The sequence below is a fragment of the Pseudoalteromonas luteoviolacea NCIMB 1944 genome, from assembly GCF_001625565.1.
GTDB lineage: Bacteria > Pseudomonadota > Gammaproteobacteria > Enterobacterales > Alteromonadaceae > Pseudoalteromonas > Pseudoalteromonas luteoviolacea_F.
Genome location: NZ_AUXS01000075.1, coordinates 316,744 through 339,863, shown reverse-complemented (window position 1 = coordinate 339,863; position 23,120 = coordinate 316,744). Strand labels below are relative to the sequence as shown.

The window sequence follows — 23,120 nt, the reverse complement described above, 5'->3', positions numbered from 1 at the left end:
GCGATGTTATGGTATCACGTAAGTTGCTGACTCACGACATACATTAATTTAAACCGCTAATCTTTTTGTAGAATTAAAGTTACAGTGCATAACTGGTTACAATCTTGAACATTTTTAGACTGTAAGTGACTAATGATTACAAGGTAGAATTTAGCACATTGGTTGTACAAGAAAATGAAGAAAAGTAATTTGAGGTGTTTAGTAATGCGAATAATCATTGGCGGTATTGCATTGACAGGGCTAGCTGGTTGTATGATGACACAGCCACTTGCGCCAAAGCTCAACACGCCTCCCAAACCTCTACTGCAAAAGTCTATATTTCAAATAAGCTACAGCAGCGAGCTCGAATCAGCTCGAATCAAATCTGTACAATTACCTGCGCACACAGTTAAAAAGCTAGATTCTGTATATATAGATGCCAGTAAGGTGTCAATGACCGACGAGCTACATAAAGCTCTGGCACATATCCTCAGTAAAAAAGGCCTAATTGTAGACAATGGCGAAGCGACTGATTATCGCTTGGTAGTGCAGCAAATCGATTTAACCTACGGCAAAGACAAAGTTTATGTGTTAAATAAACCGAGTAGTGATCACCCATACATTGCAAAAATATCTCAAACAATGCCCACCAAGCAATGCAGTAACATTACGGCTTCTTTAAGTATGAGGTTAACTCACAACCAGTCAACAGATGTAGTTTGGTTTGCTAAATCTTCGGTAGACAGTGCGGGTTTTCAAGGTATCCCTATGCAATATACCTTTACCGAAACACAAAACATTACCAATGAGAAGGATGTAAGTAGTTTCATAGAACAACAAAATACTGACGAAGCAAGGCGTGCTCGCTATCAAGCACCTGTTAATATACCAAAATATATTGTAGAGCCAGTCCAAACCCCACTGGTAAAAGTCGCTGGCGCCTGCGAGCAAGATGAAGTCAATGCACTAACACCTAAAATGTTACTGAAATTAACTCAGGGCCTTGTTGATAAACTCAATGTTCAATAATCAACAAACTCATACACTTCATTACATTTTTTAGTGAAACAGATATTATAATTGGCGCGTTTAAAATAAAAAGTTAGTATGGTTTTAATACCAAATAAGTGTCATCTTTAGCAATGATACCTATTCGATTTAAAGGAGCTTGTTCATGGAGCAATACGGGACTATTTTACTAGTCGAAGATGACGAATCACTCGCACAGTGGGTTGCTGACTACCTTAATAATCAAGGCTATAACACGCATTGTTGCCATCGTGGCGATGAAGTAGTGTCAATGGTAAAGCAAATTAACCCAGACTTAGTATTGCTAGATATTATGTTGCCTGGTCAGGACGGCATTAGTGTCTGTAGAGAGCTGCGCCAGTTTTATAACAAGCCCATCATAATGCTAACAGCAAAAGATGAAGAGATGGACGAGGTAATTGGTCTTGAAGTCGGCGCCAGTGATTATGTTATCAAACCTGTCAGACCAAGAGCCTTACTTGCGAGGATTAAGGCTAATGCGCGCGCTGCACAAGACTCTTCAAGTAACGAGCAAACCAACAGCGCCATTTTGACTGTAGGTAATCTTAAAATAGATACGCAGTCTCGAAAAGTATTGGTTTCTGAAAAAGAAATCGTTATTTCTAGTGCCGAATACTTACTTTTACACTTCTTGGCTACCAATGCAGGTGAAGTTGTATCTAGAGACGCGGTGTTTAAAGCCACTAAGGGCCGTGAATATGACGGCCTTGATAGAAGTGTCGATGTGCTGATCTCAGCGCTGCGTAAAAAGTTTGATGATGACCCTCAAAACCCTGAAAAGATCAAAACCATTTGGGGGAAAGGCTATTTGCTCGTGCCATCGGCTTGGTAGTATCGTATGTAGCTGAGGGCAATTGCCAAAGCTACAGCGTGTTTTTAAGTATTACAATCCTATTTTTCGGAGCTCTGGCCACTCTCATTGGAGCTAATTAATGAGAAAACTCTATTTATCCTTACTGACCGGTGTGATCATCTCGATTATCTTATTGGGCTGGCTCATTGATACCTTTAGTGAGCAAACTGCACCAGATGAGGATAATTTTTTTTGGCAAGCAAAACTACTAGTGGGCATAGCCAACCAGGCTGGCAATAACCCAATAAATGACAGAGCAAGCTTTATCGAGCAAGCAGGCAGAGACTTCGACCTAAAAATAGCTTACCATTCAGGCGCATCGCTTGCTCTACCAACAGAACTCACCGAACAGATGCATCGCCCACAAGGGCTGCTTATTGACTCTGATGAGGGCTATTTTTATCTACTAAAATCAACACCTGCCATAAAGCCAGACTATATAGAGCTGCAATTGGAAAAGCCCCCTGAACGAAATAGCTATGACGTCATACTCACCATTGCTTTTTATTCCGGCGTCTGTGCGTTTATGTGGTTTGTCTTAGCGCCGCTTGCAAAAAGATTGTCAGTGCTCACTCACGCAGCAAAGCAGTTCGCAGGCGGTAACTTAGATACAAGAATAGAGGTTAATCATTTCACTTACATCAAAGATGTTGAGCTCACATTTAATCGGATGGCAAACCAAATTGAAAAATTGTTAGCCGAAAATAAATTAATGGCATCAAGCTTATCTCACGATATAAGAACGCCTGTTGCGTGTTTGAGGTTTGGATTTGACGCTGCACTTGAAGAAACTGATATTGAAGAAGTACACCATTTACTTGAGCGAATGGAGAAAGATCTCGACCAAATGGAAGATATGTTATCGAGCTACCTGTCCTTTGCAACCTTAGAGCAAAAATCGCACTTGCTTAAGTTCGAACCCATTAGACTTCAAGGCTATATATCCGACATTGTCGACCAGATGCATCCAAAAATGTCTAAAAATGGGTTAACCGCTAACCTGTCCATTAAAGCAGAACTTGTAATGGAAGCAGACCTGCACTGGCTTGCACGCGCCATATCTAACTTGCTCAGCAATGCGTGTGATTTTGCCCAAATGCAGCTATTTATCAGCGCCAAATTACATGACCATGAAATCGAAATCACCGTCGAAGACGATGGTCCTGGTATCGAACCAGAAAACTGGAATAAAGTTTTCAACCCATTTTTCCAAGAGCAAGGCCACCGAAACAGGGCCGGGAAGAGCTATGGATTGGGCCTAGCTATCGTCTCAAAAGTTGTTGATTGGCACCACGGTAAGGCGTCGGTAAGTCGTTCTGAGTTACTGGGGGGGGCCAAATTTACGTTAATTCTGCCCTGTAAAGCAGTATCTCAAGCTGTACAGAGTGACTGACAGTCATTGTAGCCAAACACAAAATAGTAGATGAAAAACAAACACTTAAACTAAAAATTAATGAAAAATTATGGATACTCCAGTCTACGGTGTTTTTTCCATCAAAAACTTGTGCTGGATCAGTGCAGATAAACCTTTTTATTTCGCGCCAATTACAGTAGATTGTTGCGGCCGTCTTTAAAAAAAGAGAAGTATAAAAACATGAGCAGTATTCGAGGAGAGTTTAGTTCTCGGTTTGGATTTATTATGGCCGCTGCTGGCTCCGCGGTGGGTCTAGGCAATATTTGGGGATTCCCGACACAAACGGCGAGCAATGGTGGCGCGGCGTTTGTATTAGTTTATTTGGTGCTCGCATTTTGCCTTGCCTATCCAGCGTTAATGGCTGAGTTAGTCATTGGTCGTCATGGCCAAGCTAATGCGGTTGCCTCGTTGCAAAAACTGGCAAACAACAATGCGCAAAAACGTTTTGCATTTATCGTCGGATTCGGCGGTATTATTTGTTCAGGCTTAATATTAAGCTTCTACGCAATTGTTGCAGGTTGGATGTTCAGCGCAACATTAGAACCGATCGCCGTACTTAGTGGTAATGAAACCGCAACCTCTTGGCTTAGCGAGCGCTCACTATCTAGAGACTTATTATTCACCGCTGCATTTATATTGCTGACTGTTGCCATCATCAGCAAGGGGGTTGAGAACGGTATTGAAAAGTGGTCGAAGCGCCTCATGCCTGCACTGCTGTTCATTTTATTTGCCCTCATCGGATATGTGCTAACACAAGAAGGTGCAATGACGGGCTTGAAGGCTTATTTAGTACCAGATTTTAGCTCTATATTAGACCCGAATTTACTCGTCAGCGCGCTCGGGCAAGCATTCTTTTCCCTCTCTTTAGGTACCAGTGTCATGATCATATATGGCTCCTACATTAGCAAAAGAGAGAACCTCGTTTCTTTAGGTGCCTACGTTACTCTTATCGATGTTTTCATCGCCTTTGTCGCGGGTATGTTGATCATTCCAGCGATGTACGTTGCTCAGGCACAAGGGGTTGAAATTTTCTCACAAACTGGCGAATTACTGTCTGAAGACACATTGGTATTTCAAGTTTTACCCGCCTTGTTTGAAAGCATGGGCAGCATTGGTATTTTCATTGGTTTTGCCTTCTTCGCTTTAATGAGTATCGCAGCCTTAACCAGTTCTATTTCAATGCTGGAGGCGCCAGTTTCCTATGTTGTAGAGAAATTTGCGCTCGCACGTCTACAAGCGACCAGATTAATCGGCATCATCGTCAGTGTGGTAAGTGTTACGATTATTCTTAACTTCAACAGTCTATTCGGTTTAGTTGTGCAGCTAACGACACAGTTTGCACAGCCATTGATTGGTATGTTGTGCTGTGTATTTGCCGGTTGGATTTGGCATAGAGGTAAACTATTGTCAGCGATTAAAGAAGGCAATGAAGCAGTTGAACACTCTTTCTTTTGGAAGATTTGGCCTTGGTATATTAAATTTGTATGCCCAGTTGCAATCGCATTGGTGTTCATTAATTCACTATAAAAAAGGCGCTGTTAGCGCCTTTTTACTTTTTAATGATAATTTAGCTCTATGAAATAAGGGCTCAAGGCTTCAACAGCATATCAATGTGTTCAATACCATCTTCTAAATAAGCTTCACTCACAACCTCAAAGCCTAGCTTTTGATAAAATGGCTGCAAATATGTTTGTGCCGATATTTCGATTGGCCTGTTTGGGAAATGCGCAATACAGCACGCCAGTGCACTTTCCATCAGTTTATAGGCAATGCCAGAGCCACGCTGCTCTGTAGAAATCAAAACACGCCCAATTGCCGCTGCACCATTTTCTTTTGAGTAACAGCGTGCATATGCTTGTAAGTGGTCACTCTCGCTAAACAAAATATGTCGAGTACTTGGCACTCGGTCGACCTCATCTATTTCATGATAAGGGCAGTTTTGCTCAACCACAAACACATCTACACGCAATTTAAACACGTTAAAGAGCTCATCATGACTGAGCTCATAAAATGACTTGTCTTTAAAATCCGTCATTGATTCAAACTGCCTTCTTTATATAGTTAGGCAAATAAGCGTTCGAGTTGATCACATATACGTGACAAGTTCACTTGATCATGTTCAATCGTTAAATCAACATAACCGTCATTGCGAAAAGCGCGATCCAATTCAATTAATACATGGGTTTTATGCGCTTCAGGTACGAACGAAAGCTCAACCTCTTGTAAACCAAACATAGAGCGACTGCTCGGTCGGTACTCTATCTCTTGGTAACACCCTGAAATAGACTGGAAGCTTGAGGCACGTAAATAACCTTTTTCAACATCTGCTTTAACCAGTTGGAAGCCCAATTTATCCATTGCACTAAGCACAGCTTTTACGGCTTCGTTCGGATAGATATGCAGCGCGTCTTTGTCTGATGGGTCTAGCGCTAGATCAATATCCAACCCCGTTTCCAGCCACACATGGCAATGGTTATAAGGCGCGTTAATCTGCGTTATCGGTGTTTCTGAATGGAGTCGAGCTTCAAATGGGATCACTTTTTGCTCGCCTGGAGAAATTGTAAACTCTTCTGGGATTCGCCACTTTTCTATGACGTGATTAGTGAAGTATTCACCATCATCATTTTCGACTTTGACCTTGGTCATCAGCGCCAATTCAAGTCCAGAAATTTCTTGTTCTACATCGCCGCCCATCACAATAATTTGAGCTTGAAATTTTTGACCCGGGTGTAAATGTTCCGTTTCTAATACTGTATCTACTTTTGCTGCACCTACTCCGACAGATGCTAAGAGTTTTTTAAACATCATTACTCCTCTCGAGGATGTTCCGTTAAGGCATCTTAAACACATTTATTCGAGCTTGTCAGTGAAAATCTACCTATTTTTGATAAATATAGATTTGTTTGCATATTACTAATGCATAGTGCCATATACTTTTGTCCAGAATTGATTTATAAACCAACGCGATTTGGTAGAATCAGGTTACCAATCACAACCAGCGTAACTTATGGAACTACTTTACTTTGCAATTGCTTTCGCGTGTGGTTTTTCAATTTATCAATTAAAGCTACCACCTCTGATAGGATTCTTGATGGCCGGGTTTATTCTCAACCTCATGGGTCAACAAACAACTCCATTACTCTCTCAACTTGCCGACTTGGGCGTCACTATCCTACTTTTTAGTATTGGCCTAAAGCTTAGAGTAAAAAACCTTGTAAAGCCTCAGGTATGGGCGCCAGCAACTTTGCATATTGTTTTAAGTAGTGCCTTTTTCGCTTCTCTCCTACTGCTATTGTGTGTATTCAACTTACCTCTATTCAATCAACTGGACCTGCAAAGTGCTTTATTGGTGGGCTTTGCGTTTAGTTTTTCAAGCACAGTATTTGCAGTAAAAGTACTGGAAGAACGAGGGGAAATGGCGAGCCTGCATGGCAAAATTGCCATTGGTATTTTGGTCATGCAAGATATCTTTGCCGTTGTCTTTTTGGCAATCAGTACGGGTAAAATACCTAATATTTGGGCGCTAGCGCTTGTTGCTGGTCTATTCATCTTTAGAAAAGTGATGTTTTGGGTGCTCAGTCGCTCCAAACATGGTGAGTTGCTGCCCTTGTTCGGGTTCTTTTTCGCCTTAGTCGTTGGCTACCATGCGTTTGAGTTTGCAGGGTTAAAAGGCGACTTGGGTGCGTTGATTATCGGGATGATATTTGCCCCGCATAAAAAGGCAAGTGAGCTTTCTAAATCATTATTAAATTTAAAAAATATTCTGCTGGTCGGCTTTTTCTTAAACATCGGTTTAAATGCCAGTATATCGGTCAATGCTTTTATGATCGGCTTACTGCTGGTGCTGGTCTTACCGATTAAGGTGTTCTTATATTACGTGCTCACAAATATGTTTAGATTGCGTGCTCGTACGTCGCTGCTAAGCGCCTTCACGCTGTCAAATTATAGTGAGTTTGGTCTCATTGTATGTGCCGTTGCAGCAAGCTCTGGAATGATTGCGCCAGACTGGTTAGCCGTCGTTGCAATTGCCGTCTCAATCACTTTTATTCTCGCGTCACCGCTAAACAAACGTGCCAATGAGATTTATGTCAAATTAGAACATGTATTACAAAAATTTGAGAGCCCAAAGCGCCTAGAGGAAGAACTTCCAGTGAACCTCACAGACACCCGGATCGTCATATTCGGCATGGGCAGGATAGGTACTGGTGCATATGAAACAATTCACTGCTCACACCCCAATTCTGTGGCTGGAATAGACATAAAACCAGAAGTCGTCGACAAACACGTTAAGCGCGGCAGGCGTGTGCTTCTTGCTGATGCTACAGACCCAGATTTTTGGCAAAGAGTTAACCACTCAAATGTAGAAATGGTCATGCTTGCTATGCCCAAACATATGCAGAACATCTATGCGCTGGAGCAGCTACAAGCGTCTGGTTATACAGGTCAAGTAACTGCCATCGCCAATTACCCAGATCAGCAAAAAGAGCTTGAAGATATGGGCGTCCACTCTACCTATAACTTCTATTTAGAAGCGGGAAGTGGTTTTGCTGAACATGTAAAAGAAAAATTATTTTAAATTATTCATTTCAGTTCTCAGACCCTTTAAAGGGTACTGAGAACTATTTTTATTTTCCTGTCATATAGTTACATCTAGACGTCTAAAATCCCACCCACTTTTTCGTACTTTTTTGTATTAGTGCGATTTACAAAACTTTACATCGAAGTTAGTAATTCGACATAGAAACAGAGTACACTGGCTGTGTCAGTTAAAGACTGGTTCAATAATTTTTTGTACTTAAATCTTATACTTAGTATCCTTTTTGGGGAACACCCACGGATCCTAACGAGATATTTTATGAGGGTTTGCATGAGCAAGAATAAGTTAAATTCGTACTTTCCAGCAGCGGTTGACGATGTGAATGCGGGCCCATTCGCCGACATACAAGAACGCTTAGATAGCATTCAGGACTCGGGGATGACAGCGCTAGCAATTCGTAATATTTTATTTCAAAAAATGTTGGATTTACATGCTGTACCCGACGATCACTACTTGCGTACTGAGTCGACACCAGAGCGTTTAGACGACCCTAGCCTTATTGATAAACTAAATGAATTAGGCTTCTACCGTTCATCATCTCGTGTAATGCACTAAACAATCGATTTTTTGAGGGCCTACTCCCTCTACAATAGGCTGGCCATGCCCGTCGCCAGCCTACCTTCTCTTCTTTTTACTAATTATCTTCTTTCTTGTTCATCAATGCAGTCGGATACAGCGCTTTAAACGCAGCAACTACAGGTTTGTAGTAAATCGCCCATAGGCTATCATGGCCAGCATCGTACTTGCCTACCCCAATTGAAATGCCCTTGGCTTGCGATGCACGAATTAAACTGCCAGCTATGCGATCCCATATTGCCAATGCCGAACCAATGTTTGTATCAAAATGCTTTGGGTTATCACTATGATGAATTTGATGTTGTGCAGGACTGATAAACCACCCTTCTAATTTATCTCCCCAGCTAAACCAGACATGAGAATGGCGTAAATTAGACCCACATATGTTGAATACAAAAACGAATAGATTAGCCCCTAAAATATCAAACATACTCAGTGCAGACCCAAAAAAGAAGTAGCCGAGACCAACAACTATTCCCTGTGTTAAAGCCATGCGACATGCATAAAAATAGCTTTCTATTGGGTGTGAGCGATAAATTGTAAATGGCGTAAGTACTTTGGCAGAGTGATGAACCTTGTGAATTTCCCACAAACACGGGATCTTATGTAACGCAAGATGAAGTAGATATCGCGTCAAATCATCGACAATAAATAACATCAGTGTAAACAGACCAATTATTACCGGTTGAGGCCACTGCAAATGTAAAGACGGGCCAAATAAAGCTTCAAGCCCATCAGATAAGCCAATTGCAACTGGCACCATAGTTAATACAATTGGCGCAAAAGTGAGGGCTTTAATAATGCGATTAATAATAAACAGTCCGTAATCCTGTTTGGCACTTTCATGCAACCATACTGAGCGCGGAAACAAAAAATGCCAAAAGCCTTTTAAGCTGCGAGTTGTATTGGTCGTGAAATATACAAAAAAAGCCATTACCACAGCCGATGCCAAATACAGCCAGAAAATGCGTTTATTTGCATCGACCAAATAGCCTGGCAATGTAGAAATACTTTGCCATATAGTCTCAAACATTAAGCCTATCCACTCCCATTTATTGTTAAAAAAGGCCGCATGATGCGGCCTTACTTTTATACGTGGCGTTAAACATCACGGATGTCTAAAATTGGTATTTGTATCCAACAGTAACCTGTCTTGGTTTTCCTGGACGCGCGCCATAAGGTCTACGACTTACAATTTTATCTTCATCAAGTAAGTTGTCTACCTTTAGGTATACCTGACCGTATTCATCAAAGTCGTAGCTTGCTGACAAGTCGACCGTTGTTGATGAAGGAACTTCCTGACCTTCTAAATATAAAGTAAATTCTTGAGTACCCTCTTGCCAGCTTCGACCTGCAGCTTCGGGCATAGAACCAATATATTTAACAGCTAATGACGTACGCCATTTATCTGCACTTAGACCAACATTGAAGCTAACTTGATGCTCTGGCAAATACGGCAGCGGATCGCCACTTTTCACTTCGCCCCATTGAGCAAATGTGGTTCGGCGATCATTTTTAAACTCACCTTTTGTATAGGTATAAACAAGGCTGTACGGAATATCTAACTGCAAGTTAAGTGGATAGCGCTGCGAGAATTGCGCCTCAAGGCCATAAACATGGGCAGCACCGCCATTAAACTCGGCATCTTGTTGTAGGCTATCACCACAGTTAGACTGGCCACAGCTCTCCTTTAAGTTGCTATAGTCATTGAAAAAGCTCACAACTTCAAACTCAGTTACGCCATCATTATAACGTCCACCAAATTCATAGTTGGTACTCTTCTCTATCTCAATTTCTGACGATTGCGCCGGGGAAGCTGGAGAAAAACCACGGTGGATGCCAAACAATACGCCCGAGTCTTCACTTAATTGGTAGAAACCACTGACGCCAGGCAACCAAATACGGGTAGTTTTATCAAGCCAATCATTTGGGTTACTGTTGTTTTGGTAATGCATGTCCATCAGCTCACCACGCACACCAACACCCAGAGTTAACGCATCCAGCTTGATTTTGTCTTCAACATACACTGACCACGCTTCGGTATGCTCTGTATTCAATGTTGTGAAGCGTTTGCTGTTTTCAACCAGTGAAGACACCCCAGACGTCATTTTATAGCTTTCTTCAAAGTGCTTACGTTCGATTTCATCCTCATGGAACCTCACACCAAATGATAAGTCATGGTTTAAGTCGAACAAATTAAACGCAAAATCACCATCGATTTGTAAACCTTGCGAATAGTATTCTCTGTCGTTCGTGCCCATTGTCAAAAAGTTCGCCGCACCTGGGACCACTGAATCTTGCTCGCCTTTCAAGATTTCATATAAACGCTGATTATCTTCCGCTTCAGGGTTTAATAAAATTTCCTGAGGTGACTTACCTTCAACACTATTTAGCTTCAACCAAGCACGCTCATAATCATTGCGATACAAACGCGTTGTTAAGCTCAAATTATCCGTGCTCATACTGTGGGTGAACATCACTTGTTGATGTTCAGTATCCATTTTTGCAGGCGCTGTTGCTGCGTATCGACGATATGGGTTTTCTGCAAAATCTGCTTCGGTTAAGCCAAGATATGTCTCATCTGATATCTCATCAGCATAACTGAGTTTTAAGCCGAAATTGTGCTCAATATCACCTTGCTGTAAACGGTAATTAAATTTGGCTAAGAAATCATTCTTATCAAATCCTGTATCACCACCACCATCAAGCTCTTTAAAGCCATCCGCTTGGACGTTAACCGCTTCTACTAAAAAGCCAATGTTGTTGACCACGGAGCCAAAATAACCGTGCGCTTTGGTATAACCATCACCACCCGCTGCAATGTCTATTGCCCCTTCGGTAAATTCAGGGACTGAGCGCGTCACTAGATTCAACGCACCAGCAATGGTCTGTGGACCATGTTTAATCGCTGCAGGCCCCTTAAATACTTCAACAGCTGTCATACGCGTTGTTTGTGGGAAGTAATAAGCAGCAGGCGCTGAATATGGCGCAGGACCAATTAGGACACCATCTTCCATAATGGTAATTTTTTTACTTCGTTCTGGGGTCACACCACGAAAGCCGATGTTTGGACGCAAGCCATAACCATCTTCCTCACGAATATTCACACCAGGTACTGAAGAAAGTACACGGTGAATATCATCATATTCATACTCACCTAATTGCTCTTCTGTAAGCAAAGTCGCGGAACCTGCCTCAGTTCTTAACTTGTCATAGTGACTGATTATTTGAATATGTTCGATGTCATCTTTCGCTGTTTCATCTGCGTAAGCATTTGGTAGTGCAACAGCAACGGCCATTGCTAGTAACGATTTATTCATACGAGTGTACTTAGTCATTGTCACCTGCCGATGTTTGAGGAAGTTCTAAAGCTAACTTATTGATAAAATCATTTTTAAGCTCATCAGTCACATTTTTAACTTTTGCGTGTACTTCAGTGACTTTTGCAGTGTCATTATCAATTGCTTGCTTTAACGAACCATCAATCGCCAGTAATGCCGCTTCCGCTTCTGCTAGGCCTTGTAGCATACGCTGTTTTATGTCTGAGCCTTGCTCTGCATCGAGAAAATCATCAAAACCCAGTGTGTTGTCTGCATTGCTGCCCTCACCGGTGAAAATTTGTTTAAACGCTCGAATATTTGCCAATAAATTTTCTTTTGAATGTTCCGATATATCAGATTCTACATCCTGACCACACGCTACAAATCCACAGCTATTAGTAAATAGCCCAAGTGGTGTACCAAGCTTTTCATCCTTTAGCTCTTTAGTCATATAAAAGAGGGCTTTTGATATTTCGTTTAATGCTATGTGAGGCGTGTCAAACTGCGAACCGGGGTTACCTGCATTAATTAGTTGATTCGCAAAGCCGTTGTCGCCTTGCCAACTCGCTAAAATAGCAGTGCTATTATCGACAATATCGCCCGCCACGGTGTGGGCAAATTCACAGCGCGCTGCCTTTCGTTCAGTTATTGTGCGGCTATTCCAAGGTGCCAACGATGCATTTTCAGAAGCACAGCTATGGTTGTAATTGGTATTGAATAAAGCATGTTCAATGGCAATTAAACCTTTGCGGTCGGAAGTGCGCATTTTTATATCATATGGCCTATTTGTGTCTCCATTGATGAAACCGTCTTCATGATACACAATGTCCAAGTCCAAACTACACAGTGCACCACCTGCAGGCCAAGAATATATATTGCCCTTAAGCTCTTTACCGTTACTTAAAAGAGGACCCACTTGCATTAACTCGACATATTGCCAGCTACTCATGGCCGCACGCCAGCTGTCTTTTGCTTTTTCATGCAAGTCTGCAGCATTGGCGCTTTGCGCTTTTTCAGCCACACAATATTCACCTATTTGGCTCTGCTGTGCTTTAGCAAATGTATCAAACTGGGTAAGCGCGGGCGTCAAAACATTATTTACCAAATTTGCAACCAACTTTGATTCATCAAATGTCCCCGGTGTAGTCGGATCAGTTGGCGTAGATGGATCGGTTGGCGGTGTCGTTGGTGTCGAAGGATCTGTTGGCGTTGTTGGGGTCGTCGGCGTTGTTGGCGTCGTCGGTGTTGTTGGCGTCGTAGGAGGAGTTGAACCATTACCTCCAGCAAACTCAGAACCAGCCGAGCTGGAACTACTCTCTCCACAGCCGCTTAAAAGCAATGTGACTGCTACAGCAACTGCACTTAACGGTGTTAACACTCTCATTGTGTCTCTCTTTTTGATACCTATAAATACAACAAAAGGTTAGCTGCATACGCAACTAACCTTTAAGCTACTTGTTAATTAAGTGGTTACCACTTTTCAACATTTTCTGCATCAAAGCCATATACCTCAGCAATAATGTCACGTGCTTTTTCTAGGTCTTTGATATAGTTGTCTACGTCATCTGCATTTAGCTTAGGTGCATTACCCATAAGCGTATGCATCTCTGCAAACTTTTCTGCTGTAAATGGTGAATGTGGGTTGAACTGGAAGTTCAGTGCGAAACCTTTCATCTCACCCCAGTATTTAGCCAGCTTTTCAAAGTTACCAGCATCAAATTCACCTGACTTGATCATCGTCAAGTTGCCGTCATCTTTTGCAATGGTGTAGTTGATGTAGTGAATAACAGTTGCTGCAATTGATTTTTCCCAGTTTAATAGCGCCTGGTCACGGTACATTTCAATTGCTTTTTGCTCATCTTCAGTCCACTCAGATACGTTCATACCAACTTTGTCGTTGATAAGCTTACGACCTTTAATGAAAGCGATTTGCGCTGCACCTGAAAAATCAGTTGGGTATGTATTGCCCGCAGTGCCTTTATCGCGCTTAGATGCATTTGTAGAGTTACCGAAGTTGTACTCAGTTAATAAATCAAATACACCGTTACCATCAGAGTCTTGAGCCGCAGAGCTTGAGATTTGCTCATCGCTGAACTCTAAGTAGTGTGTTGCAGCACCAAAGTAGCCGTAACCTTCGTCAAATTTGTGCTCAAGTTCTGTGTACGACTTACCTTCAGCTAGCGCTTTGTTGTCAGCAGACTTTTCGCCAATTAATAGCTCATCTAAATAATCATCAGCACCTTGAGAAAGTGCAACGGCACCATTTAAATGCTTTTGAAGTAGCTGAACGATATCAAGACCTTCTGGTGTGATATACAGGCTGTTTAGATTAACAGTTGTACCATTATGCGTTGCTGACAGCTGTTCACCGTTTTCAAATTGTGTGATTTGTGCGTCAATAAGATCTAGGTAGTATAATACTAAACCTTCAGGTGTAGATGGGTTTCCACCAAACTCAGACCAACCAACTAGCGAGCCTTCAGCCTGCCAGTCTTTATTCATATAAGTTGCATCGCGACCAGCGATTTTACCGCCTTCACCAGCAACTTTTTTCAGGCTAGAGATTTGGCCCAAAGTAGCTTGTTTTGTATTTTTGCCGCTAAGGAAAGTCAGTGTTGTCTCTTGACGAGAATCGTCAACAGGGAATAAAAAGCCACGTACGTTTGCAACGATTGTTTTTAGCTCTTCAACATCATTGATGCCATCAGTGCCAGTTTTTAGTGTTCCTAAAAGCTTTTTAGCTTCAGAGATTGCAGCTTGACGTGATACCTGACCAGAATAAGCTACTGATGACTCGCCTGAACCATTTTTGAACTCATAAACGTTAACACCAGCTTCAGCAGCGATGTCTTCAATTGATACTTCAACAGCTTGCTCAACTTTTTCACCTGCCGAGTCTGTTGCTGTAACCGTAACAGTTACCTTTTGTTCAGCTTCTTGTTCATAGTTTAACGTATTAGCATCTTTAAGCTTAAGCTTACCTTCAACCACTTCAAAGCGCCCATCACTAACAGCAAATGTCAGTGCAGCTGCGTCATCACTGTCATCAGCGAACACCACACCGGTTACTTCAGCGCCTAGTGTATCCTCTTTTACTGTTGCGTTTTCAGCAGTAATTGTTGGCGCTTTATTTGCTGGAGGTGTTGGTGTATCAGGAGTCGTTACCGTGTTGTTATCGCTACTAGAGCCACCACAACCTGTTAAACCAACTGTTGCTGCTAAAATTGCAGTTGCAAGCAGAGACTTTCTTAATGCCATTAGACGTCTTCCTATGAAAATTATTTGTATTTGCATTCAATTAACACGGCCAGTATACACTGCCCTAAATAGCAATCAATATTATTTGCGTTGTTAAAAGTATACAAATTGACAGGTAGAGTTAAGACTAAATATAGAAGAGAAAATGAGAGTCAATAAGATTTGTAACAAAATAATTTATAACTCAATGTTTTTAAATGAATTTGGACTTTCGTATACAAAATATAGATTATTTAGTTATAAATTTTTCACAGTCTTTGATTGATTTATAGTTCGAAAAATTCGAACTATAAATTCTTACCAAGCTTCTTTTACAAAGAGATATCCTTGTCGCCACACGGTTTTTATCTTTTGTGGGCTCGATGCATTATCACCTAGCTTTTTTCTTAAACAAGAAACACGTACATCAACGGTACGGCTACTGATTTGATAATCTTGACCAATAATTGTTTGGTAAATTTCTTCACGACTCACGACTTTTGGTGCTGAAGATGCCAATAACCAAATTAGATCAAATTCATGGGTTGTCAAACTTACGCGCTTGTTGTCAATCAATACAGTGCGTTCATCTCCTTTAATTGTCAAAGCACCATATGACAGAGTTGTCTCTTTGCCAGCTTCTTTAATTGACGTAACGATCTGCTTTTTGCGTAATATTGCCTCTAATCGTGCCCGCCATAACCTTGGCTTGGCATTTGTCGCAATCACATCATCCGCTCCCAACTCTAATAACAGGCTTTGCATATCGTCATTGTTGTCATCAACAGAGACCAGTACGGGCGCTTGATAATACGTTCTCAATGTATTGATGGTATCGAATTTTGCACTGGTTGCAATTGCTTGATCTATCACAATGCTACTGACTTGTCCTTGATTATTCTTATGGTTAATGTGGTCCAAGCTTTCTAGCACCATCTTTTGTACGTCAAACCCCTGACCTTGAAGCGCGGCTTGTGGCATGGCTAAACTATTACTTTTACTCTCAGCGATCAGTACGGTATGCACTACCTACCCCTGTTCATACACCTAATTTTTTGCGAGTCTACTCCTTTTAACTGAACATCAGCTTTACGAATTAAATATTCCACAAGAGACTGAAAACAATTTATTAATTACCGGATCTTGTAGCCGTTTTTTCTTTGTAACCAAGCCGATATCAATCTCTTCGGATTGTAAGTTTAGCTGTTGAACTTGGTTTTTAAATGGGCTTTGTGAAAGTACAATTTCGGGAATGTATGCAACGCCAAACCCTAAACTTGCCAGGGCGACCATCGCTTCATGGCCAGAGACATGTGCATACACTTGCGGTTGAATGCCTTTGCGTTTAAAAAAGTGGTCAATTCTCTCTTTTAACACGCCTTGCTCTGGCACGATATAAGGCAGCGCCCCCCATGGCATATCGCCCGCACTATGATTGTCAATTAAATCAGTTAACGGGCACGTCATGGTTGGTGCTATAAATACCAGTCGCGATCGGCCAATCGATTGATATTCAAGCCCTTGTGGCAATGATGCGGGTTTTACAGCAACAGCAACATCAGCCAAATCCCCTTGAACTTGAGAAATTGAAAACGCAGGATCCCCGGTCATCAAGTTTAGCTCAACCTGAGGATACTCCTTACGGTATCGAGCAAACAAATCATAGATAAAACTGTACGATGCGGTAACCGAGCAATATAAACTTAGTTCGCCTGTCAGCGGTTTGGACTCGTCCTGACATTCACTTTTAAACTGTCGCCAGCTGGCTAAAGTTGCCTGAGCATAGTGGACAAAAGCCTTACCTTGAGGTGTCAAGGACACGCTGCGATTGTCTCTAATAAACAGCGGTGCGCCCACTTCACTCTCTAGCTGTTTTATTTGTCGACTCAAGGTCGGTGGACTGATATAGCATCGTTCACTTGCGCGTGAAAAGTGCAATGTATCTGCTAACGCTAAAAAGTAATTAAGTTGTTTGTGGTCCATCTGCACGCCCCTACGTTTCATTATATGAAATACAATAATTTAAATATATCATTTTACGCAAGTACATTATCTCACTATCGTAGAGTCAACACATATACAGTTATTTTAAGACGATAAAGCAGGATCTGACATGGCGAATTATTTCAACTCTTTACCTCTACGTGAGCAACTAGCTCAACTAGCTCAATGTAATTTTATGGACCCATCGGAATTTAGTGATGGCGTAGATGTATTGAAGGGCAAAAAGTTGGTGATTGTTGGTTGTGGCGCACAGGGGTTAAACCAAGGCCTAAACCTAAGAGACTCAGGTTTGGACGTTACTTACGCACTGAGGCAATCTGCGATTGATGAAAAAAGACAATCGTTTCTTAATGCGAGCGACAACGGGTTTGTTGTTGGCACTTATGAAGAGCTAATTCCAACCGCGGATCTGGTACTCAACTTGACCCCAGACAAACAACACTCAGCAGTTGTTAATGCCGTCATGCCACTAATGAAGCAAGGCGCAACTCTTGCCTACTCTCATGGCTTTAATATTGTCGAAGAAGGCATGCAAGTGCGTGAAGACATCACGGTTATTATGGTCGCGCCAAAATGCCCTGGTACTGAGGTACGAGAAGAATACAAACGCGGTTTTGGCGTGCCAACACTCATTGCAGTGCACCCTGAGAACGACCCTCAAGGTAAAGGTTTAGCGCAAGCCAAGGCTTATGCAGCAGGCACAGGAGGAGACCGTGCTGGTGTACTCAACTCTTCATTTATCGCTGAGGTAAAGTCTGATTTAATGGGTGAACAGACCATTTTATGTGGCATGTTACAAACAGGCTCTTTACTGTGTTTCGATAAGATGGTTGAACAAGGCATCGCGCCAGACTACGCGTCAAAATTGATTCAGTATGGCTGGGAAGTCATCACAGAAGCATTAAAACATGGTGGTATTACCAACATGATGGACAGGCTGTCAAACCCTGCGAAAATTAAAGCGCATGATCTAAGTGAAGAGCTTAAGACCATTATGACACCGCTTTACAACAAGCACATGGACGACATCATCAGTGGTGAATTTTCAACTGGCATGATGGCAGACTGGGCTGAGGGTGATGCAAAGTTACTCGCTTGGCGTGAAGAAACTGCGCAATCCGCTTTTGAAAAGCAGGCCAATACTGAGCAACATATCTCTGAGCAGACCTTTTTTGATAAAGGCATTCTAATGGTTGCGATGGTGAAAGCGGGTGTAGAGCTTGCGTTTGAAACAATGACAGCCGCAGGGATCATCGCCGAATCGGCCTATTACGAGTCTTTGCACGAAACACCACTTATTGCTAACACAATTGCACGCAAAAAACTCTTTGAAATGAATAGAACCATCTCTGATACAGCTGAATATGGATGCTATCTATACAACCATGCTTGCATACCTCTGCTTCTGCCATTTATGCAGAAAATCAATACAGATGTGATCGGTGCAGGTTTGGACACTCAAAACAACCATGTGGATAATCAAAAACTTATAGCCGTTAACAGTGCGATAAGAAACCACCCGGTTGAAGTTGTAGGTACAGAATTGCGAGGTTATATGTCCGCAATGAAACGTATCGTATAAATCAGTTCGCTTGTTAGAACCAAGGCCCATTAGTGAAAACTTTGGGCTTTTTTTCATACATTTACATGATAAAATCCATCAACAGCTAATAAATCTATACGACATAATTAATAAATCTATATGTGTTAATTATTGACCATGCTAGAATTATCGCCATGCGGTTATCAATTTTAGAAGGCTAAATGAGTAACACAAGCTTTACAATCACTCAAAAAATCACCATTCTCGGCAGCGCTACTGCAATCGTAGTCGCCTGTTTAATAGGGTTTATTTCGATTTTTCAATCTAAATCCATGGTAGAGTCGAGAATGCTCGGTTCCGAATTGCCCAGCAAAGTTGAAAGTATCACCAAGTCTATTGAACAAGAAATTGTGGTACTAAAAAATGCTGCTGAGCAGCTTTCCAGTAACAAGTTTATCGTTGATTCAGCAAAAAATGGTCAGTTAAATGAACCTTTGTTACTCGAAGAGTTAAATCGGTTACAGCAACAATACGGCTTAGCAACAGCCTCTTGGGCCAACAGACAAAACCATAAGTATTGGAATCAAAATGGCTTTTTGAGAGTGTTAAATAAACAGCAAGACAATTGGTTCTTTGCTTTTACCAACAGTAATCAAGCTTACTCAATTAGTATCTTTCAAGAAGCACCTGGTGATGTAAAAATGTTCGTCAATCACCAGCAAACCAATGGTATCGGGCTCGCGGGTCTGGCCAAAAGCATTGACGAAATGCAGCGAAAGCTTGCAAATATGCGCATCGAGCAAAGTGGATTTGTATTTGTTGTTAACCAACAAGGACTCGTACAGCTTCATCCAGACGCCAGTTTGGTCGCCAGCTCAACCCTTGATGACTTTTACGGTGCCCGCTCGGATAGTGCATTATTGAATAGCTCAAAACTCAGTATCCTCGAGATGTCTGCCAACGGCGAAGCCGTTTTGGTTGCGGCTAATCGCATTCCTGAAACCGATCTATATGTAATTGCACAAGTGCCTCAGCAAGAAGTATTTGCCCAAGTTACCGAATTACAATGGCAAATTGTGACCTTTGCACTGGTGATTGCGCTGGTTGCTAGTATCATCAGCGTACTCCTCGCTCGCACCCTGAGCGCCCCGCTACTGAAAATGGCCGACGTGTTTAAACAGCTGGGAAGTGGCGATGCCAACCTAAACTATCGTGTACCGCGCTCAGAACAACCAGAGCTTGCTGCACTTGGTGATGGGTTCAATCAATTTATCGATAAAATAGACGGTGCAATTAGCAAGGTAGCAACTGAAAGTCGCGACATTCGCGCGGCCAGTGAATTGGTTTTCGAGCAGTCACAACGCAACTCTCAGTCATTAGACGAGCAAAAGAACCAAACGCTTTCTGTGGCTGCGGCAATCAATGAGATGGCGGCCACAGTGCAAGAAATTGCGGGCAGTGCAAACAATACCGCGAAGTTGACACTGGCTAGTAAAGAAAGCTCACAGGAGAGCCATGACTGTGTGCAAACCAGCCAAGAAACGCTGATGGAGCTGGCAACTGATATACAAAATATGGCCACTCAAGTCGAAACGCTTGCGAGTAAAACACAGTCAATCGCCAATATTCTTGATGTGATCAGGGCGATATCTGAGCAAACTAACTTATTGGCACTTAATGCAGCGATTGAGTCTGCACGCGCCGGAGAACATGGGCGAGGGTTTGCTGTTGTTGCAGATGAAGTACGCGCGCTTGCCAGCCGTACATCTCAATCCACAGATGAAATTCAAGCCACGATCACCGAGCTCACAGCCGCATCTGATTCAATAGTCGAACAAATCGCACTATCGTCACAGCAAGCAGAGCAAAGTGTCTCACAAATGCAAACTTCCGTTGAATTGATGGATAAGATCACTGAAACTGCCAATCAAATCAATGATATGACAACACTTATCGCCACGGCGACAGAGCAGCAAAGCAATGTTGTGGTTGATGTGGGTAGAAGTATCGAACAGATCAGTGTCATTAGTGACGAAGTGATGAATGACCAACTTAGTACCGAGCAAGCAATTCAGCAATTAGCTGATTCAGCGAAAGCGCTAGACAAACTGGTGGCAAGTTTCTGATAAGGTAAGCTGAATTTTAAGCAACGCTTTGTAACAATTTTTTCTTTATTTACTCTCAAGTTTCGCTAGTCTAATAAGAAAGAGCGTTTGGGAGTAAATAATATGAAGTTATGTTATCAAAGCGTTTTGCTAAGTTTGTTTATCATCACTGCCACTGTTTTTACGAGTGGATGCCAGTCAAGCAAGAATGTTGCTCCAGAAAGTTTGGCTTTACTCAATCAGGCGCCATTTAAAACACTAGAAGTTGAATCACAAGCCGAAATCTTCGTTTTAGATGAGCAAATCATTAAATCCCTAGAGAAACACTTTAAAAAGGACGCCCCTCCAGAGTTAGAACAAGCTGAGCTCATTATGCAGTTCTTATTAGAAAATGGAGATGCTTCACTCTCTTACATGAGTGATGCCAACCTCACCGCCTCGCAAACATACCAAAACCTAAACGCCAACTGCTTGTCTCTCTCAATTTTGTCTTACAGTTTGTCTGAGTTTTTGAATTTAGGCGCTGAATTTCAAAAAGTACACGTACCAGAGTACTGGGCAAATAGCCGCGGATATAATTTTTTAAGTGGTCATGTCAATTTAAAAATTCACGAAGACAGAACTCGCTATTTCACTAAAAAGGTACTTCATACCGCACCAAAAACCTTAACCATTGATTTTGACCCAAATAGCCGTCGTCAGGCTTTTAAAACCACCCCCATAAGTAAAGACCGCGTCACCGCCATGTTTTACAATAACAAAGGGGCGCTCAATATGGTTGAGAACAGACATGATTTAGCATTTAGCTATTTTCGAGCGGCCATAGAAATGGACAACTACTATTCCAGTGCCTGGGCAAACCTCGCCATACTCTACCGAATTGCAGGACAATTTGATACGGCTGAAAGGCTTTACGAACAAGCGATAGAACTCGATCCAGATAACAACACAGCAAAAGGAAATTTAGCGGTGTTGTATGATTTAACAGACAGACAAAAACAAGCGGAAGATATCAGGGCTAACCTCCATCAACTGCGCCGAAGCAACCCGTATTACATTTTAACAGTCGGTCATGAGGCTATGGCGCAAGGCAATTTTACAAAAGCGATTAAACACTATAGAAACGCCCTCAAAATAAACAACCGTCTTCATGAAGGTCATTTCGCGCTTGCCAAAGCATACTATGGCCTTGGCAATTTAAAACTTACCCGACTTCACATGAAGCGAGCACTCGCGCTAGCTGAATTTGAGCACAATCAAAAACAATATCGAGGTAAATTGGAATGGCTAGATGCAGTGGCTAAAAATTAACTTCACTCTGCTGTTTTTGTTTAGCTTTCAAAGCTATGCCCTAGAACGAGATATGCTGATTTTGACCAGCCCCGAATTTGAAGGTCGACCTTCAGGCGGGGCACAGCCACATCGCAGCGCCTACTATATTACTCGTCAATTTGAAAAATATGGATTAGAAGTACGATTTGACCAGTTCGAATTTGACTATGGCTTCTTTGACTCAGCTACTGGCCATAATGTGGTCGCGACTCAGTACTGCAGGCGTGCGCTATGCCACTCTCCCATTGTCATTACCGCCCATTATGACCACTTAGGCACTCGCGGTAGTAGATACTTTCCTGGTGCAAATGATAATGCATCTGGTGTTGCCGTGATGATTGACATTGCAAGGCAGCTACAAGGCATGGACGTCAATCGCAACATAATTTACGTCGCTACAGACGCCGAAGAAAAAGGCCTCCATGGTGCCAAAGCGTTTGTTAAGCAGCTTTCAAGCACCCAAGTACATATGAACATTAATTTGGACATGCTCGACCTACAAAGAAAAAACAAGCTCTATGCGCTTGCCTCAAGGTCCTTACAACCAATGAAAGAAACAATCACCTCTACGTTTGCCAGCACGCCAGTTAAATTCCAACTCTATTTTTCCGCAAAAATAATGGCTAGGCGGCTAAATGCCCCGCAAATAGATTGGCTGCGGGCCAGTGATCACTATCCATTTTATAGAGCAGATATCCCTTTTATCTATTTTGGTGCAGGAATGGACAAGCATCATCACTCCGTCAATGATTCATTGGATAAAATTAACTTTGAAAAGCTCACACAGGTGTCAAATGCGATAACCAAGTTTGTGCTGTCGCAAGTTTCCAGCAATGCAGCTGTAACCAACTGACACTTCTTCTTTTTACTCAAACGTTTAACTTGCCACTCTAATTTAGCAGCTTCAACTTTGGTGAGACCAGACAATGCAATTTGCAATTCAATTGGGCCTTTGCCACGCAAGCTTTTCGCACCTGTCCCGTTGCCGTGCTGCTCTAACCTTCGTGCTAAGTTATTGGTGATCCCGGTATACCACTGCCCAAGTTTATTTTCGACAATATATAGATACCAATCTCTTTTTACTCGCTCATGTTCACTCAAATTTAAATT

At 42.1% G+C, this 23,120-nt stretch carries 19 protein-coding genes; 10 read left to right on the top strand and 9 right to left on the bottom strand.

The window, feature by feature from the left end:
• Window positions 1–204: 204 nt before the first annotated feature.
• From N483_RS24155 to N483_RS24140, 4 genes are all read left to right on the top strand, one after another.
• Window positions 205–1,008, top strand: a complete 804-nt coding sequence (locus N483_RS24155; RefSeq protein ID WP_023398695.1) for a hypothetical protein — start codon at window positions 205–207, stop codon at window positions 1,006–1,008.
• A gap of 145 nt (window positions 1,009–1,153) precedes the next feature.
• Window positions 1,154–1,861 (top strand): response regulator transcription factor, encoded by a 708-nt coding sequence (locus N483_RS24150; protein ID WP_023398694.1) that lies wholly within the window; start codon window positions 1,154–1,156, stop codon window positions 1,859–1,861.
• A 100-nt stretch (window positions 1,862–1,961) separates the two neighbouring features.
• Window positions 1,962–3,275, top strand: a complete 1,314-nt coding sequence (locus N483_RS24145; RefSeq protein ID WP_023398693.1) for a sensor histidine kinase — start codon at window positions 1,962–1,964, stop codon at window positions 3,273–3,275.
• A 201-nt stretch (window positions 3,276–3,476) separates the two neighbouring features.
• Entirely contained in the window at window positions 3,477–4,823 is a 1,347-nt protein-coding gene (locus N483_RS24140) for a sodium-dependent transporter (RefSeq protein WP_023398692.1), read from the top strand.
• Window positions 4,824–4,884: 61 nt separating this feature from the next.
• On the opposite strand, the gene N483_RS24135 is transcribed toward N483_RS24140, so the two are convergent.
• Window positions 4,885–5,331: a GNAT family N-acetyltransferase gene (locus N483_RS24135; protein ID WP_023398691.1), complete on the bottom strand. Its 447-nt coding sequence runs from the start codon at window positions 5,329–5,331 to the stop codon at window positions 4,885–4,887.
• A 26-nt stretch (window positions 5,332–5,357) separates the two neighbouring features.
• Entirely contained in the window at window positions 5,358–6,101 is a 744-nt protein-coding gene (locus tag N483_RS24130) for a sporulation protein (RefSeq protein WP_023398690.1), read from the bottom strand.
• 202 nt (window positions 6,102–6,303) lie between these two features.
• Between N483_RS24130 and N483_RS24125 the strand changes: the two genes are divergently transcribed.
• Window positions 6,304–7,872 (top strand): cation:proton antiporter family protein, encoded by a 1,569-nt coding sequence (locus tag N483_RS24125; protein ID WP_036975690.1) that lies wholly within the window; start codon window positions 6,304–6,306, stop codon window positions 7,870–7,872.
• Between the two features lie 291 nt (window positions 7,873–8,163).
• The gene (locus N483_RS24120; protein WP_023398688.1) at window positions 8,164–8,448 is read left to right on the top strand and encodes a hypothetical protein; all 285 of its coding nucleotides are present in this window, start codon (window positions 8,164–8,166) and stop codon (window positions 8,446–8,448) included.
• Between the two features lie 79 nt (window positions 8,449–8,527).
• Here N483_RS24120 and N483_RS24115 read toward each other — a convergent pair whose 3' ends face one another.
• From N483_RS24115 to ilvY, 6 genes are all read right to left on the bottom strand, one after another.
• Complete coding sequence (locus N483_RS24115; protein ID WP_023398687.1) at window positions 8,528–9,502, bottom strand: sterol desaturase family protein; 975 nt, start codon at window positions 9,500–9,502, stop codon at window positions 8,528–8,530.
• Between the two features lie 85 nt (window positions 9,503–9,587).
• Window positions 9,588–11,807 carry a TonB-dependent receptor family protein gene (locus N483_RS24110; RefSeq protein WP_023398686.1) on the bottom strand — a complete coding sequence of 740 codons (2,220 nt, stop codon included), beginning with the start codon at window positions 11,805–11,807 and terminating at the stop codon, window positions 9,588–9,590.
• Window positions 11,800–13,173 carry an imelysin family protein gene (locus N483_RS24105; RefSeq protein WP_023398685.1) on the bottom strand — a complete coding sequence of 458 codons (1,374 nt, stop codon included), beginning with the start codon at window positions 13,171–13,173 and terminating at the stop codon, window positions 11,800–11,802. Before N483_RS24105 ends, N483_RS24110 begins: the two co-directional genes overlap by 8 nt.
• A gap of 86 nt (window positions 13,174–13,259) precedes the next feature.
• The gene (locus N483_RS24100; RefSeq protein WP_023398684.1) at window positions 13,260–15,047 is read right to left on the bottom strand and encodes a DUF4856 domain-containing protein; all 1,788 of its coding nucleotides are present in this window, start codon (window positions 15,045–15,047) and stop codon (window positions 13,260–13,262) included.
• A 297-nt stretch (window positions 15,048–15,344) separates the two neighbouring features.
• Window positions 15,345–16,052, bottom strand: coding sequence for a winged helix-turn-helix domain-containing protein (locus tag N483_RS24095; protein WP_023398683.1), 708 nt, complete (start codon window positions 16,050–16,052; stop codon window positions 15,345–15,347).
• 63 nt (window positions 16,053–16,115) lie between these two features.
• A complete protein-coding gene (gene ilvY / locus N483_RS24090) occupies window positions 16,116–17,009 on the bottom strand; it encodes an HTH-type transcriptional activator IlvY (RefSeq protein ID WP_023398682.1) in 894 nt (297 codons plus the stop codon).
• Between the two features lie 130 nt (window positions 17,010–17,139).
• On the opposite strand from ilvY, the gene ilvC reads away from it, so the two are divergent.
• The 4 genes from ilvC (at window position 17,140) to N483_RS24070 (ending at window position 22,863) form a co-directional block, all read left to right on the top strand.
• Window positions 17,140–18,612: a ketol-acid reductoisomerase gene (gene ilvC, locus N483_RS24085; protein ID WP_023398681.1), complete on the top strand. Its 1,473-nt coding sequence runs from the start codon at window positions 17,140–17,142 to the stop codon at window positions 18,610–18,612.
• A 182-nt stretch (window positions 18,613–18,794) separates the two neighbouring features.
• Window positions 18,795–20,699 (top strand): methyl-accepting chemotaxis protein, encoded by a 1,905-nt coding sequence (locus tag N483_RS24080; protein WP_023398680.1) that lies wholly within the window; start codon window positions 18,795–18,797, stop codon window positions 20,697–20,699.
• A gap of 102 nt (window positions 20,700–20,801) precedes the next feature.
• Entirely contained in the window at window positions 20,802–21,989 is a 1,188-nt protein-coding gene (locus tag N483_RS24075; protein WP_023398679.1) for a tetratricopeptide repeat protein, read from the top strand.
• On the top strand, window positions 21,970–22,863 hold the full coding sequence (locus N483_RS24070) for a M20/M25/M40 family metallo-hydrolase (protein ID WP_023398678.1): 894 nt from the start codon (window positions 21,970–21,972) through the stop codon (window positions 22,861–22,863). The genes N483_RS24075 and N483_RS24070 overlap by 20 nt, the downstream gene beginning before the upstream one ends.
• Here the strand turns inward: N483_RS24070 and N483_RS26720 are convergent.
• Entirely contained in the window at window positions 22,746–23,111 is a 366-nt protein-coding gene (locus N483_RS26720) for a GIY-YIG nuclease family protein (protein WP_155250742.1), read from the bottom strand. The genes N483_RS24070 and N483_RS26720 overlap by 118 nt on opposite strands.
• Window positions 23,112–23,120: the final 9 nt, after the last annotated feature.